This is a genomic window from Streptomyces sp. NBC_01808, from assembly GCF_035917395.1.
Taxonomy (GTDB): Bacteria; Actinomycetota; Actinomycetes; order Streptomycetales; family Streptomycetaceae; genus Streptomyces.
Window position 1 is genome coordinate 4,692,558 of the sequence record NZ_CP109072.1, and the last position, 16,135, is coordinate 4,708,692.

At 76.2% G+C, this 16,135-nt stretch carries 8 protein-coding genes and 1 pseudogene; 7 read left to right on the plus strand and 2 right to left on the minus strand.

Translation table 11 applies throughout. The features are described from left to right. Positions 1-17: 17 nt before the first annotated feature. Both OG946_RS20735 and OG946_RS20740 read right to left on the minus strand, forming a co-directional pair. On the minus strand, positions 18-1,211 hold the full coding sequence (locus tag OG946_RS20735) for a hypothetical protein (protein WP_326797551.1): 1,194 nt from the start codon (positions 1,209-1,211) through the stop codon (positions 18-20). Continuing rightward, entirely contained in the window at positions 1,208-2,392 is a 1,185-nt protein-coding gene (locus OG946_RS20740; protein ID WP_326797552.1) for a serine/threonine-protein kinase, read from the minus strand. The genes OG946_RS20735 and OG946_RS20740 overlap by 4 nt, the downstream gene beginning before the upstream one ends. Before the next feature lie 453 nt (positions 2,393-2,845). On the opposite strand from OG946_RS20740, the pseudogene OG946_RS20745 reads away from it, so the two are divergent. The 7 genes and pseudogenes from OG946_RS20745 to OG946_RS20775 all read left to right on the plus strand — a co-directional run. Then, positions 2,846-4,848: pseudogene (locus OG946_RS20745) on the plus strand (BTAD domain-containing putative transcriptional regulator); the annotation flags it as partial. Positions 4,849-4,920: 72 nt separating this feature from the next. After that, complete coding sequence (locus OG946_RS20750; RefSeq protein ID WP_326797553.1) at positions 4,921-7,089, plus strand: TOMM precursor leader peptide-binding protein; 2,169 nt, start codon at positions 4,921-4,923, stop codon at positions 7,087-7,089. Beyond that, positions 7,076-9,349, plus strand: coding sequence for a TOMM precursor leader peptide-binding protein (locus OG946_RS20755; RefSeq protein WP_442814431.1), 2,274 nt, complete (start codon positions 7,076-7,078; stop codon positions 9,347-9,349). Before OG946_RS20750 ends, OG946_RS20755 begins: the two co-directional genes overlap by 14 nt. 59 nt (positions 9,350-9,408) lie before the next feature. Then, positions 9,409-11,043 (plus strand): nitroreductase family protein, encoded by a 1,635-nt coding sequence (locus OG946_RS20760; protein ID WP_326797554.1) that lies wholly within the window; start codon positions 9,409-9,411, stop codon positions 11,041-11,043. 10 nt (positions 11,044-11,053) lie between these two features. Next, positions 11,054-13,885: a lantibiotic dehydratase gene (locus OG946_RS20765; RefSeq protein ID WP_326797555.1), complete on the plus strand. Its 2,832-nt coding sequence runs from the start codon at positions 11,054-11,056 to the stop codon at positions 13,883-13,885. After that, a complete protein-coding gene (locus OG946_RS20770) occupies positions 13,882-14,997 on the plus strand; it encodes a lantibiotic dehydratase C-terminal domain-containing protein (RefSeq protein ID WP_326797556.1) in 1,116 nt (371 codons plus the stop codon). Before OG946_RS20765 ends, OG946_RS20770 begins: the two co-directional genes overlap by 4 nt. Beyond that, the gene (locus OG946_RS20775) at positions 14,994-16,103 is read left to right on the plus strand and encodes a metalloprotease (RefSeq protein ID WP_326797557.1); all 1,110 of its coding nucleotides are present in this window, start codon (positions 14,994-14,996) and stop codon (positions 16,101-16,103) included. Before OG946_RS20770 ends, OG946_RS20775 begins: the two co-directional genes overlap by 4 nt. The last annotated feature ends 32 nt before the right edge of the window (positions 16,104-16,135 follow it).

Below are 16,135 nucleotides of genomic sequence, written 5' to 3' on the forward strand. Positions count from 1 at the left end.
TTCGGTGGCGTACGGGTTCATGAGGCGAACATCCCGGCGAGCACGAAGCCGCCGACGATGATGCCGACCGCCCAGGCGGGTCCTCCTGTGATCCCTCCGATGACTCCGCCGACGATCGCCAGCAGCAGGACGACGCACCCCGCGCACTCGCTCGGCTTGAGCTGCTGCGCGGCCCCCGCACCCGCGCGGCCCAGCCGTACGGCCGCCAGGTTCTGGTCGATCTGCGCCTTGTCCCGCCGCGGGGCGATCCGGCTCGCGTGCTCCATCACCTCGATCAGCGTGCTCCGGAACGGCTTCTGCAGGCCCGCCTCGCAGACACCGAGCGCCACGTTGTTCAGCGCCACGGTGACCGTGTGCGCCATCTCCTCGGACCGCGACTGGGAGACGAACCCCTTCAGCGACTCGAACTCCGCGTACGCGGGCAGCACCCGCTGCTCCAGGGCCGCGAGCGCGTCCGCGTGCTCCCCCGCCTGGTGCCGCTCGCCCGCGGTCCGCAGCGCGTCCTTGAGCCGGTCGACCGACTGCTCGACGGTGTTCTCGAAGACGTCCGGGAGCGGCGTCGCGAAGACCGGGTACTTCGACCAGCCGGCGCTGACCTCCGCCAGCCGCGGCCGCGCGGACCGGTCGGCGGCGAGTTCGCCGAACGGGGAGAGCAGCAGCCCGGGGACGCCGGCCAGGAAGTCGTCGGGGGAGTAGCCGTCGAGCCGCGGGTCGGCCAGGGCCGTGATGCGGTGGGCGATGTGGCCGCGCAGGTCGGGGTTCTCCAGCACGGACGCCCAGGCCGTCGCGGCGGCGCGCCAGGACCGGTTGGGTCCGTCACCCCGCGGTCCTGTGCCGCCGGTCTCCGCCTCGATCGCCTGGCTGTGCACGCGTACGGCCTCGTCGTGCTGCTCGTGCGTCGCAGGGGCGCAGCCGCAGCCGAGGTCGGCGTCCCGCCAGAACCACAGCAGCTCGTCCACGAGCCGGCGCCGCGGGTCCTGGAACTCCTCGAAGGCGTACCGGACTTCCTCCCTGCGGTACCCGTCCGGCGCGGGCGCGGCGGCGTCTCCCGCCCAGGTCTCCTCGACCGCGAGCCGGGCGTCCAGCCGCTGTCTGTGCCGCCGTACCGCGGGACCCTGGGCGGCCACGGGCAGTCCGGTGACCGCGAAGATGTTCCTGCGGTACAGCCGCAGACCCGCCAGGTCCGCGAAGCGGGCCGGGGACTCCTTCACTGAACGACTCCTCTACGCCAGGTCGCGAGCCGGGTCAGATGCCGCTCCCGCAGGCGGGGCCGGCGGCTGAGGGCTGCTTCGAGTCGGTCGGCCGCGTCCGCCAGGCGGCCGGGGACGCGGGAGAGCGCGATGGCGGCGCGGACGGGATCGTCGGCGGGCGGGGCCACCGCAGGCGGCGGCTCGGGTGGCCGCTCCACCGGCCGCTCCACCAGCCGCTCCACCGGCCGCTCCACCGGCCGCTCCACCGGCCGCTCCACCGGCCGCTCCACCGGCCGCTCCACCGGCAGCTCCGCCGGCCGGCGCGGGAGATCGGCGCGTTCGGCCACCTCGCGCATCGCCGGCCGCTCCGCCGGGTCGACCCGCAGCATGTCCGCCACCAGCCACTCCAGCGAGGTGTCCACGTCGTCGTTGAAGTCGCCCGGCGGTCGCAGCGGTTGCTCGAACCGCGCCGGCGAGAACGCCCGCGCCCGGGCGTCCGCGTCGTACGGGAAGCGGTTCGTGAGCAGGTAGTAGACGATCGTGCCCAGCGCCCACACGTCCCCCGCGGCCGAGTAACCGCGCCCGCGGATGAGGACTTCCGGCGGCATGTACGCGACCGTGCCCTGCGCGCTCGCCGCCCGCGTGACCGGGTCGGTCTCCCGCGCCAGCCCGAAGTCGCCCACCTTGGCCCGCAGTCCGGACTCGTCGTACCCGACGAGGATGTTGGCCAGCGACAGGTCCCGGTGTACGACCGGCTGCCGCCGCCCGTGGGCGACCGACAGGCCGTCGGCCACCTGCCGCAGCACGGCGGTGACCTGGGGGACGGGGACGATGCCGCCGTGGCTCCTGACCAGTTGGTGCAGGCTGCCCCCGGCGACGTACTCCATGGTGAAGTAGCCGCGTACGCCGTCCGCCGTGTCCACCGTGCCGGCGTCGAACACCCGGATGATGCTCGGGTGGCCGAGGGTGGAGAGGATGCGCGCCTCGTCGAGCCTGCTGAAGTTGGCGCCGAGGGAGGCGCCGTGCTTGAAGAGCTTGAGCGCCTGCCGGCCGAGCACGTGGTGGCGTACGCGGTACACCTCGGCGAACGCCCCCTCGCCCAGCCTGCGGTCCACCACCAGCCCGTCGTGGACCCGCTGTCCGGGGGTGAGCAGGGGTGCGCGCGCGCCGGTCGCGCCGCCCGTCGTCCGGTATGCCGCCATCGGCACGCTTCCCCCTCTCCCCCTGCCTGCCCGGCTGAGTGCGGTCGCGGAGCCTCCGGTGGCCGTACGGCCGGAGCCCGTTGACCCATCGGAACCGTTGTATCGCGGGGGCCCCGGGACCCCTCCCGCGCGCGGCCGCGGCTAGCGGGGACATGGCGGCGGTGGGACGGGCACCAGGCCCGCGGTAGACCCGCGGCTGGACGCCGGTTGGCGGGCGGTTGGCGGGGTTCCCGCTTCGGGGGGATCTGGCCGCTTGCTGCGCGCGCCGATGCAGGTTCATGACAGCTTCCGGCCTGCCAGGAGGGGGGTTCACGTGGGTAGCGTCGCGAGCGTCCTTCCGACCCCCCAGACAGGACACAGGTGGCCTCGCATGACGACCCGGACCACGCTCCCGCTCCCGCCCGCATCCCCGCTGCCCGGCTCGTTCGGCCACCGGGGGCGCCGGTGAGCGCGGTGCGGTTCCAACTGCTCGGGCCGCTGAGCATCACCGACGGCGGCGAGACCGTCGTCCTGCACCCCTCCAAGCCGGCCAACCTGCTCGCCGCCCTGCTGCTCAACGCGGGCTCCATCGTCTCCGTCGACTACCTCCAGCGCATGGTCTGGGGCGACGAGCAGCCCGCCACCGCGCGGGCCGCGCTCCAGACCTGTGTGCTGCGGCTGCGGCGGCTCTTCGCCAAGCACGAGGTGGTCGACACCCCCATCGAGGCGGTGCCGGGCGGCTACCGGATCACCGCGGGCGGGCGCTCCCTCGACCTCGTCGAGTTCCGCGAGCGGGTACGGCGCACGCAGGAGCCGGGCCTGTCCGCGGAGGCGGCGATGGGGGCGCTGCAGGGGGCGCTGGCGCTGTGGCAGACCGGGGTGCTGGCCAATGTGCGGTCGGAGGCCATCCACCGCGACGAGGTGCCGCGGCTGCTGGAGGAGCGGCTGCGGGTCGTGGAGCGGCTGTGCGACCTGCGGCTGGAGCTGGGGCTGTGCGGGCAGGCGCTCGTGGACCTGTGGAGCGTCACCCGCGCGCACCCCGACCACGGCCGGTTCCGGGAGCAGTTGATCGAGGCGCTGTACCGGACCGGGCGGCAGACGGAGGCGCTGGCGGAGTACCGCGGCTTCAAGGCGTACCTCGCGGACGGCCTCGGCGTCGGCCCTTCGGCCGCGCTCCAGCGGCTGGAGCTGTCCATCCTGCGCGGCGAGGACCTGGGCCCGGCGAGCGAACCGCCCGCCCTGGCGGGGCTCCCGGCCGGGGCGCCGGCCGCGCCCGCGCCGGTCCCAGAACCGCCGGGGCTGCCGCCGGTGCCGTGGTTCACCGGGCGGGCGGAGGCGGTGGCGACGCTGCGGCGGCGGCTGACCGCGGCGCCGGAAGGACCGGGTACGCCGGTGGCGGAACTGGTCTGCGGCGGGCCCGGGATCGGCAAGACCGCCCTCGCCCAGCAGGTGGCGCACCTCGTACGCGACGACTTCCCCGGCGGCCGGACACTGGTCCCCATGGCGGCGCCGGACGGCTCGCCGCGCGCCGCCGCGGAGGTCGTCGGCGAACTCGCCGCGCGGCTGGGCACGCCGGACGCCGGCTCGGGACCGCGGGCGCTGCTGATCCTGGACGACGTGGTCGACGCGGCGCAGGCCCGCGCCGTGCTGGCCGCGGTGCCCGGGCACGGGGTGCTGCTCACCAGCCGGCTGGGGCTCGCCGGGCTGGTCGCCACCCACGGCGTACGGGTCCACCGCCTCGGCCCGCTGGCCGAGGCGGAGGCGCGGGAGTTGCTGACGGCGGTCCTCGGCGCAGAGCGGGTGGCCGATGAGCCGGGCGGCGCCGAGGAACTGGCCGCGGTGTGCGGCCACCACCCGCTGGCGCTGGTCATCGCCGCCGCCCGGCTCGGCACCCGGCCGGCGCTGCGGCTCGGCGACTGCGCCCGCTGGCTGGCCGAAGAACCGCTGGGCCGGCTGTCGCTCAGCGGCCACCCGCGGATGTCGGTGGTGGAGCTGTTCGACGCGGCCCTGGACCGGCTCGACCCCGACCTCGCGGCGGCCTACGTGGCGCTCGGCGCGCTCGGCGAACCCGGCTGGCACGCGGCGGACGGCGCGGCGGTGCTGGGGCTGCCGGTGGCGGAGTGCGAGGCGGTGCTCGAACGGCTCGCGGACGCGGGACTGGTGGAGGACGGCCCGCCGGGTCCGTACCACCCGCATCCGCTGCTGCGGCTGCACGCGCGGCTGGTGGCGGGGCGGGGCGGCGAGGGCGAGACGGCGGGCGGGGCCGATGCGGCGGGCGGGGCCGGAGCGCTCAGCCAGGCCGGTACGGCGAGTCAGCCCGTTCAGTCGGGCCGGCCCGTTCAGCGGGGCCGGACCGGTCCGTCGAGTCAGTCCGGTCAGTCCGGTCAGCAAACGGGCCAGGGCGGCCGCCAGGGCCACGTCCCCCAGTCCGGCCCCGCCGGCCGGTCCGCGCAGTCAGGACCGACCGGCTTCGCCAACTCGCCCAGCCAGCCCAGTCGGTCGACCCAGTCGAACCGGACCAGTCAGCCGAGACAGAAGGTGTGAGAGGGATGCCACGAGCGTTCGACGACCTCGCGGGGATGCGGCCCAGGCTGCGCCGGGACGTGCTGTTCACCCAGACCCCCGGAGGCGTGCTGTTCCACAACGCCGACGGCGGCTTCCACCTGGCCGGACGTACGGCGTACCGCTTCGCCTCCCTGATCGTGCCGCACCTCGACGGCAGCCGCCCCCTCACCGACATCTGCGCCGGACTCGGCGCGCCCCAGCGGGCGATGGTCGCGGAACTCGTCGGCTCGCTGGTGGAGCGGGACTTCGCCCGCGACGCCGCGCCGGCCGTCGAGCCGGGCCCGCCGGCCGCGGTCGCGGAGCGGTTCGCGGCGCAGATCGCGTACGTCGACCACTACGTGGACGAGGCCGCGGCCCGCTTCGCCCGCTTCCGCGACACCCGCGTGGCGGTCCTCGGCACGGGCGAGGCGGCGCGCTGGTGCGTGCTGGGTCTGATACGCAACGGGCTCGCCGCGGTCGCCGCCGAGGAGCGGCCGGAGGCGGCGCTCGCCGAAGCCGACGAGCTGACCGCCGCCGGCACCCCGGCCGCGCTCGACGCCGTCGACGCCGGCGCGCTCGACTCGTACCAGGTGCTCATCGTGACCGGCGCCGACGCGCCCGCCCGCACCCACGCCCTGCTGCGCGCCGGCCTCGCCGAAGGCCAGCTCCTCATCCCCGCCTGGACGTTCGGCGACCGCGTCGTCGTCGGCCCCCGCTCCGGCGGGCTGACCGCCGGCTGCCTCGGCTGCGCCCTGCTGCGCCTCGGCGACACCACAGACGCGGCGGCAGCGGCGGCGCTGCTCGCGGAGCTGGCGGGGGTCGCCGAGCCGGCCGCGGTCCCCGCGGGCGGTGCGCTGGCCGGGCCGGTCGCGGCGATGGTCGGCAACCTGCTCGCGTACGAGGTCTTCCGTACCGTCACCGGCGCGCTGCCCGCGGAGACCGAGGGCCAGGTGCTCATCCAGGACCTGGACTCCCTCGACGTCGTCGCCGAACCGCTGCGCCCGCACCCGCGCTGCCCGCGGTGCGCGGAACGGGCTTCTGGCCCCGGCGCGGACGGCTCCGAGCTGCGGCCTGAGGAGCTGACGGTCGCCGAGCCGGTGACGGTGGACACGGCCCGCGACGCGGAGGAGCTGGTCGCCGGGCTCAACCGGCTCGGTAACGCTCTCATCCGGCCGCACGTCGGCGTCTTCACCCGCTACCGGGACGAGGAGCTGACGCAGACCCCGCTGAAGGTCAGCCGCATCGAGGTGCCGCTGAGCGGCGGGACCCGGCTGGTCTCGGCGTTCGACGTGCACCACCTGGCGGGCGCCCGCGGGCGGGGACTGCGCGCTGCGGCGGCGCTGTACGCGGAGTACGCCGCGCCCGTACGGCCGCTGCCGGAACTCCCGGCGAAGCTGCGGCGGCTGGGGCCCGGGGCGCTGGTCGCCTCCGGCGGCACGGGGGTCACGGCGGACGGGGTGACGGCGTGGGCGCGGGTCACGTCGCTGCTGACGAAGGACGAAGTCGCCGTGCCCGCGGCGGCGTTGTGCCCCTCGGGGGCGGCGAACCGGGACGGCGTGGTGCTGCGCGGTTCCTGGGGTACCGGTGCGGGGGGGTGCGCGGGCGAGGCGGCGGGGCATGCCCTGCTGTCGGCGCTGGCGCACGAGGCGTTGCTGCGCGCGGCTCGGGGTGGTCACGGGGCTACCCCGGTCCGCGCGCAGCCAACGTCGGACGACGCGGAGTGGGTGTTCCTGGCCCGGTCCGCGGAGACGCTGGGCGTGCCGGTGGAGTTGCTGGACCTGGGGGAGACGGAGCGCAGCGGGGTGTCGGTGGCGCTGGCCCGGGAGCCGGGGGTGGGCGCACGCTGGGCGGTGGGGGCGTCGCTGACCCCCGCGGGGGCGGCGGTCGCGGCGCTGCGGGACCTGCTGGGGCAGGTGCAGTTGGCGGCGGAGACCGGTGAGGCGCCGGACACGGGCGACGAGTTGCTGCCGGACCTGGCGCCGGGGGCGATACAACCGTCCGGCGGGGACGGCGGGGACGGCGGCCCGGTGACGTTCCCGGAGGTCCTGGACCGCCTCCGCGCGGCGGGCCGCGACGTGCTGTGGCGGGACACCACCCCGGCCGACCTGCGGTCGGCCGGCCTGTACACCGCCCGGGTGCTGCTGACCACGGAGCACGCCGGTGCCGACGACTGACGCGTGGACCGCCGGGTGCGAGGCGCTGGCCGCGGACCTGGGCGCCCACTTGTCGACGCTGCTTGCCGCGCCCCCGGGGGTGGACGTGGCCCCGCTGGGGCTGACGAACGCCTTTGCGGAGCCGGCGGGCGGTAGGGGTGGTGCCGCAGTCGGTGAGCGGTCGGACCGCGAGGCGCCGCCGCACTCCGCGGCCCGCGGGGTGGCCGCCGGCTTCGCCGGCGAGCAGGCGGGAGAGGATGCGGCCGCCGTCCCGGCGGAGCCGGACGGCGTGCCGGTCGCAGCCTCCGCGGCGCCCCATTCCGCCAGCGGCGGTGACCGGTTGAGCCAGATGGCCGACGCTTCCAGCTTGCGTACGGCCGCCGCCCCGGCGGAGCCGGGCGGCCGCTTTGCGGCGCCGCGGGCGGGCGGTGCCGACGACCGTCCGCGTGCCGCTGCGTCCGCGGACGCGGTGCCCGTACGGATCTACGGGCGGCACGCCGTCGTCGGGCCGCTTGCCGGCCCCGGGCAACGGGGGTGCGTGCGGTGTCTGGAGCGGCGGTGGCAGGCCGCGCGGTCGCGGCAACTGCGGGAGGCCGTCGAACTCGGGGGCGACACCGGGGCCGCCGGGGTGCCCCCGCACTGGGGGCCGTTCGCGGCCGAGGCGCTCGCCGGCGTCGTGGCCGAGGCCGTCTCCGCGGCCCGCCGTGAGACCACCGCCGCTCGCGACACCGCCGACAGCAGCACCAGCACCCCTCGCCGCACCGCCGAAACCCGCCCCGCCCCCTTCCCCCACGTCCACCAGCTCGACCTCGGCGATCTCACCGTCCGCCGCTACCCCCTCGTCCCCGACCCCGAGTGCCCCGGCTGCGGCCCCAGCGAGCGTGACTCCGCCGACGCCGCCGTGCTCGACCTCGCCCCGTCCCCCAAGTACCGCCCCGGCGCCTTCCGTACCCGCGCGCTCGCGGACTACGACCTGCCCACCGCGGCGTTCGCCAACCCCGTCTGCGGCGCCCTCGGGCCCACCGTCGTGCTCGACGTGTCGTCCACCTCCACCTCCGCCACCATCGGCTGCTTCTCGCTCCGCTCCGGCGACTACCTCCGCGAGACGTTCTGGGGCGGCCACGCCGACACCTTCCGCGACAGCCTGCGTATCGGCGTCCTGGAGGGCCTGGAGCGCTACGCCGGCATGCGCCCCCGCGCCCGCGCGACCACCGTGCGGGCCAGCCTCGACCAGCTCACCGCCGCCGGGCGGCCCGCCCTCGACCCCCGCCGCTGCGGGCTCTACGCCCCCGAGTTCCACACCGCGACCGGGATCGCCCCGTTCACGCCCGAGCGCGAGGTCTCCTGGGTCTGGGGGCACTCCCTCACCGGGGACCGTCCCCTGCTCGTGCCCGAGGTGCTGACGTACTACCACACCCCCGGCCTCGCCGACCGCTTCGTGCAGGAGAGCTCCAACGGCTGTGCCTCCGGCGGCTCCGCCGCCGAGGCCGTCTACTACGGGCTCATGGAGGTCGTCGAGCGCGACGCCTTCCTCCTCGCCTGGTACGGGCAGCAGCCCCTGACCGAGCTGGACCCCGCCTCCGCCACCCGCCCGGCCACCCGGCAGATGGTCGCGCGGCTGGAGATGTACGGCTACCGCGCCCGGTTCTTCGACGCCGCGCTGACCTTCCCCATCCCCGTCGTCACCGGCGTCGCCGAGCGCTACGACGGCGGTCCCGGACGGATGTGCTTCGGCGCCGGCGCCGGGCTCGACCCCGAGGCGGCGCTCGCCTCCGCGCTGGACGAGATCGCCACCGACGCCGTCAACCTCGCGGGCCGTACGGAGCGCGAGGAGGTCAGGCTGAAGGCGATGGCCGCCGACTTCGGCCAGGTCGCCGCCCTCCACGACCACCCGCTCGTCTACGGGCTGCCGGAGATGGCCCGGCACGCCGACTTCCTCCTGAAGACCGACCGGCCGCCCGTGCCGCTGCACGAGCGCTACGGCGCCCGCACCCTGCCCGTCTCCGACGACCTCGCCGACGACGCCGCCGCGTGCGTGGCGGCGGTCGCCGAGGCCGGGTTCGAGGTGATCGTCGTCGACCAGACCCTGCCCGAGCAGCGGGAGCGTGGGCTGTGGACGGTCAGCGTGCTCGTACCGGGGCTGCTGCCCATCGACTTCGGCTGGTCGCGGCAGCGGGCGCTGCGCATGCCCCGGCTGCGTACGGGGCTGCGCGAGGCCGGCCTGCGCGACCACGACCTCACCGACGCCGAGCTGAACCCCGCACCGCACCCGTTCCCCTGACCGGCCCGACCGACCCCGTGAACCGCCGCGGAAGCCACCACCCGGAGAAGGAGCAGACGATGGGATACGCCCACGGATACGCGACCGCGATCATGCATCGCGGCCGGGTGCCGATGGAGCCGGTGGACTTCGTGCCCGACTGGGCGGACGGTCCCCGCAAGACCAAGCACTACCCCGGCACGGACCGGCTGCCGCTGCCTGCCGGGCCCGCCTACCCGGCGTACGCCACCGTCGAGCGCGGGCTGCTGACCCCCGCGGGCGGCGGCGGGCCCGCGTTCGACCTCGGGCTGCTCGCCGGGCTGCTGCGGGACTCGTACGGGCTGGTGGGCCGGCGCCTCGGCGTGCAGGCCAACACCGACCTCAATGCCCTGCCGTTCTACCCCCTGGCCAACTGGTCCCGCGGCACCGCCTCCGGCGGCGGCCTCTACCCCGTCTCCGTCTACTGGGTCAGCGGCCCTTCCGCGCCCGTACCGCCCGGCGTGCACCACTACTCGCCCCGCCACCACGCGCTGCGCCGGCTGCTGACCGGCGACGTCAGCGGCGTGGTGCGCGAGGCGCTGGGGGAGGGGGCGCCGGGACCCGAGACGGACCAGTTCCTGGTGCTGGGCGTGAAGTACTGGCAGAACTCCTTCAAGTACAACAGCTTCTCCTTCCACGCCGTGAGCATGGACGTGGGCGCGCTGCTGGGCACCTGGCGGACGTGGGCCGGCGCGCGGGGGACGGCGCTGGAGCCCGCGCTGTGGTTCGACGAGGAGCGGCTGGCGCGGCTGCTCGGGGTCGCGGGCGACGAGGAGGGGATCTTCGCCGTCGTACCGCTGCCCTGGGCGGGGTACGGGGTCGCCGCGCGCCCCGGGGACGGGGCCGCCGCCGCGCCGCTGCCCGCCCCGCCGCCCGAGGTCTCCGTCCGCCACCGCGACCGCGAACGCTCCCGTACCGTCCTCGACTTCGAGGCCCTCACCGCCATGCAGCGCGCCACCGCCGCCGACGCCACCGCCCGCCCCGCCCCCGGCGCGCTCGCCGCCGCCGCGGCCGTCGCGCCGGGCCGCCCGGAGCGGCCCGAGACGGCGCTGCCGCGGCGGGCGCCGCTGGCCCGGGACGTCCGCGGGGCGCTGCGCGCGCGGCGCAGCAGCTTCGGCCGGTTCGCGGCCGAACGGCCGCTGGACGGCGCCCATCTGACGTCCTGCCTGGCCGCCGCCGTGGGCGGCTCACGGCTCGGCGGGGACGCGGCGGCGGCGGGCGCGGACGGGCTCGTCACGATGTACGCGCTGGTCAACCACGTGGCCGGGGTGGAGCCCGGCACGTACGAGTACGTGCGGGACGGCGACCACGGCGCGCTGCGGTGCGTCTCGGCGGAGCCGCCGGGCGCGTTCCTCCAGGAGAACTACTTCCTCGCCAACTACAACCTGGAGCAGGCCGCCGCGGTCCTCGTGCCCACGGTCCGCACGCACAGCGTGCTGGACGCGGTGGGCAACCGCGGCTACCGCCTGGTCAACGCGCTGATCGGCGGCGTCGCCCAGGCCACGTACACCGCGGCGGCGGCGCTGGACGTCGGCTGCGGGGTGGCGCTGGGCTTCGACAACATCGCGTACCGCGAGCGGTTCGAGCTGCTGGAGACGGACGAGATGCCGCTGCTGATCATGATGCTGGGCCACGAGCGGCGCGGTGCGTCCGACTTCCGCTTCGAGATCGCCTGAGGGGGCGGGAATGGCAACGACGACGGCCCCCGCCGACAGCGCCGCGCGCACCGCGCCCGCCCTCGGCCCGCGATTCCTCGCCCGCATCGCGGGGCTGCCCGCCGATGCCGTACGGGCCCTGCGGTCGCCCGCCGTACGGGACTGGGCGGACGGCGTGCTCGCCGCCGAGGCCCGGCTGGCGAAGAGTGCCGGGCCGCTTGGCGACCGGCTGCACGACCTCGTCGCCGGACGGGACGACGAGCGGGTGCGGCGGGACCTGCTGCGGCTGCGCCGGGAGGTGTTCAACGGGCGGCGCCCCGCCGACCCCGCGGCCGCGCTGGCGCTCGTGGGCGGGCTGGCGCCGCAGGTCGCCGAGCCGCTGCGGGGCTGGCTGGAGCTGCGGGCCCGGCTGGACGACGACCTGGCGGCGGGCGAGGAGCTGCTGAGCGGCGAACTGCTGCGTACCCGAAGCGCGTTGCGCGCCGTCCTCGGCGAGGACCGGCTGCGCGGCGGCGTGCTGCTGGCCTCGCCCGTACTCGACGCGCAGCTCGACGCCTTCGCCGCCTCCGACCCGGCGCGCGCGGACAAGCGGACGCGGAAGGTGGAGCGTTCGCTGCTCGCCTACCTCTACCGCACGGCGTGCAAGACGAGCCCGTTCGCCGCCTTCACGTCGGTCGCGCTGGGCCGTCTCACGGACACCGGGCCGGCCGAGGGCGCGCCCCTGCGCATCACCGGCCCCTACACCCCCCGCAGCCACCCGCGCCTCAACGTCCTCGCCGTCGGCCGCCTCGCCGACGCCGTGCTCGCCGACCCCCGCCGCCGCGCCGACCTCCCCGTCGCCCCCGCGCCCGGCTGGGGCCGCGACGAGGACCGCGTGCGCTACGTGCGCCGGTGGGTGACCGCCGGGGACGACGACACGGCCGTCACCTTCGACACCGTGAAGGACCAGCTCTTCTTCCTGCGCCGCAGCGGTGTGCTGGAGCGCATGCTCGGGCTGCTGGAGAAGCGGGAGACGGTCCGCTACGGGGAGCTGGCCGACTGGCTCGGGGCCGACCTGGACGCCGACCGCGAGGCCGTCGACACGTACCTGGCCGCGCTGCTCGACGTCGGCATGATCCGCGTGCCGTGCCTCGACCTGCGCGCCCACGACACCGACCCCCTCGGCGCCTTCCAGCGTGCGCTGCGCGGGCTCGACCGGCCCTGGGCCGACGACGTCGCGGCGGCGCTGGAGGGGCCGGCGGAGCTGCTGGCCCGGTATCCCGCCGCCGGTCCGGCCGAACGGCGCGAGCTGCTGGGCGAGTTGCGGCGGCGGCTGGCGGACGTGCAGCGGGAACTGGGCGTGGCGCGGCCCCGGGTGCCGCGCACGGTGCTGTACGAGGACACGACGGCGCCGGAGGTGACGGCCCCCGGCACCGGGCGGGCGGCGGGCGAGGGACAGCCCGGTATCGCGCGGGCCGACGCCGCACAGGCCGGCGCCGCGCGGGCCGCCGGGCTCGTGGACGCCCTCGCCGGGCCGCTCGCCGCCGTGGAGCGGGTGCTGCCCGCGTTCGACCTGACGCTGCCGCAGCGGCTGACGCTGCGCGGGTTCTTCCTCGCCCGCTACGGCACCGGCGGGCGCTGCACCGACCTGCTGAAGCTGATCCACGACTTCCACGAGGACTTCTTCGACCAGTACCTGTCGTTCACCTCGCGCCGCACCCCGTTCGACGCGAAGGGGGAGTACGTACCGGAGGAGAACTGGCTCGGCCTGCCGCAGCTCCGCGCGGTCGACGCCGCACGGCGCGCGTTCCACGCCGGGGTACGGGCCCGCTGGGCCGACCACGCCGACCGCGACGCCGAACTCGTCCTCGGCACCGACCTCTTCGACTCCGTCGCCGCCGAACTGGCCGCGCTCCCCGCGGAGCCGGCGCTGCACAGCCACCACGTCCAGCTCGCCGGCTCCGAGCCGCTGGTGGTGCTCAACCGCTCGTACGGCGGGCTGCACTTCCCGTTCAGCCGCTTCACCCACTGCTTCGACGGCGCCGACGGCACCCTCTCCGCCGAACTCCGCACCCGGGCCCGCGCGCTCCAGCCCAGGGGCGCCGTCTTCGCCGAGGTCACCGGCGGCCCCGTGACCAGCAACCTCAACCTGCACGGCCGGCTCACCGACTACGAGATCGTCTGCCCCGGCGAGACCAGCACCGTGCCCGAGCGGTACCGCATCGCCCTCGACGACCTCAGCCTGGAGCACGACCCCGCGACCGACCGGCTGGTGCTGCGCTCGGCGCGGCTGGGCCGCGAGGTGGTGCCGGTCTACCTCGGCTACCTCGTCCCGCTGGCGCTCCCCGAGATCCCCCGCACCCTGCTCCTGCTCTCGCCGACGTCCATGTCCCCGGTCGACGTCTGGGCCGGCGTCCCCGAGGGCGATCCGGACGACGGCGTCACCCACCGCCCGCGCGTACGCCACGGCCGCCTCGTGCTCGCCCGCCGCTCCTGGCGCGCCCCCGCGACCGCGCTCCCGCCGCGCGCCGCCGGTACGGGGGACGCCGGATGGCTGCTGGCCTGGCACCGCTGGCGGCGCAGGCACGGGCTGCCCGCCCGGGTCTACGCCATGGTCAAGGACGACGCGGCGCGCGGTGCGACCGGCGCCAAGCCGCAGTACGTCGACTTCGACAGCCCGCTGTCGCTGCTGGCCTTCGAGGGCCTGCTGCGCAGCGACGCGGCGCGCGTGACGTTCCGCGAAGCGCTGCCGGACGAGGACGGCCCGTACCTGACGACAGAACACGGCGGCCACGTCGTGGAGCTGGCCGTGGAGACGGCCGTGGAGACGGCCCCCGCGCCGCCCGGCATCGGCACCGGCACCGCAGAAGGGGAGACCCCGTGACCGACCAGCCCGCGCCCGAAGCGCCGCAAGCGCCCGCCGCGTCCAAGGCGGCCGGCGCGCCCGCCGCCGGGGCCACACCCCCCGGCGACTGGCAGGCACTCCACGTCTACTACGCCGCCAACCCCGTCCCCCTGCTCCTCCAATGCGTCCGTCCGCTCGTCCGCGAGCTGTACGACGACGGCCTTCTCGACGGCTGGTTCTTCCTGAACTACTGGCTGGAAGGCCCCCATGTCCGCCTCCGCCTCCGCCCCTCCTCCCCGGGGCGGGAGGCGGAGGTACGGGCCCGCGCGGAGCGGGCCGTCGACGCCTTCCTCGCCGAGCGCCCCGCGCTCTACCAGGTCGACTCCGGCTTCCTCAACGAGTTCTACAACCAGCTCTTCGACATCGAGTTCCGCCCCGAGGACCGCGTCGCCTACACCGACGCCGACGGCCGCATGAACCTGCGGCCCAACAACTCCCGCGCCTGGCTGCCGTACGAGCCCGAGTACGGCAAGTACGGCGGCCCGGCCGGAGTCGCGCTCGCCGAGTGGCACTTCGCCCGCTCCAGCGAGCTGGTGTGCGACGCGCTGCGCGGCAAGAACCTGCACCTGCGCACCGTGCTGCTCGGCACCTCCGCGCAGCTCATGCTGATCATGTCGACCGCGTTCCTGCCCGAGGACGACCGCCTCGCGGACTTCCTCGACCGCTACTACACCTTCTGGCACCGCGCGTTCCCCGACACCGGCTTCATCGGCAGCGCCGAGTACGAGCGCAAGGCCGACGAGGTCGCCCCCGGTCTGCTCACCTGGCACGGCCGCATCCGCGCCGCCGCCGCGGGCGAGGGCACGCTGCCCGGGCTGCTGGACCGCTGGGCCGGGCACTGCCGCGAGCTGCGCGAGCGGGTCGTGGAGCTGGCCGGGCGGGGCGAGCTGGTCTTCCGGTCCTGGGACGGCACGCAGGACGAGCCGGTCGACGACCCCGACGAGGCGCTGGAGCGGCTGCTGTCCCCGTACATGCACATGACCAACAACCGGCTGCACGTGACGATCCAGGACGAGGCGTACCTCTCCCACGTCCTGGCCCGGGCGCTGCACGCGCGCGCCGCCGCGCCGGCCACCGGGAGCGCGCGGTGAGCAGCACCCGGGAGTCGCTCGCCGCCCACCAGCCGAGGCTGCGCCCCGAGGTGCTGGTCAGCGACGCGCTGCTGCACGGGCCCCGCACCGTGCACCTGGTCAAGGACACCGCGACCGGGCAGTCCTTCGAGGTCGGGCCGCGCGAGCGGTTCCTGATGGTACGGATGGACGGCTCCCGTACGGTCGCGGAGCTGGGCGGCGAGTACGCGGCCGCCTTCGGCAAGCGGCTCGGCGACGCCCACTGGAGCCGGCTCTTCCAGCTCCTCGGCGGCCGCGGCCTCCTCGACGGCGCCCCCCGCCCCGAGCGCCGCGACGAGCCGGCACCGGAGAGGGCCCGGAGCCTGCTCGCCGGCAGCGTACGGCTCGTCGCCGACGCCCACGCCACCGCGGGACGGCTCCACCGCGCCACCGGCTTCCTCCTCGGCCGCGTCTGGGGCACCCTGCTGCTCGCGGCGCTCGGCGCGATGCTGCTGGTGCTCGCCCTGCACCCCGGCGAACTGGTCGACGGCGCCGCCGCCGTGTTCACCGAGCCGGTGCTGCTCGTGGCCGTCGCCACCGCGCTCTGGCTCTCCACCGCGGTGCACGAACTCGCCCACGGCGTCGCCGCCCGGCACTACGGCGGCCGGGTCGGGGAGATCGGGCTGCGCTGGCGGCTGCCCGTGGTGATCATGTACTGCACCGTCGACGACTACATGTACCTCGCGGGCCGCCGCGCCCGCATCGTCGTCGCGGGCGCCGGGGCCGTGGCCAACCTGCTGTTCCTGCTGCCGTTCTGGTGCTGGTGGCTGCTCGCCCCCGAGGGTTCGACCCGCGAAGGGCTCGCGGGCCTGCTCTTCCTCGGCGTGCTCCAGGCCGCGGCGATGCTGGTGCCGCTGCCGCCGCTCGACGGCTACACCATCGCCGGGCAGCTCCTGCGCGGGCTGCGGCTCGCCGAGTCCAGCCGTACGTACCTCTCCCTGGCCCTGCGCCGCTCCCCGGACGCCGCCGCGTACCCGCGCCGCGCCCGCGCCGTCTACGCCGGCTACGCCGCCGGAACGGTGCTGACGGTCGCGGCGCTGGCCGCGGTGCTGGTGCTGCTCGTACGCGCCGTGGTGCTGGCGGCGTAGCCCGATGACCCCCCGACCCCGCGCAGAACCTC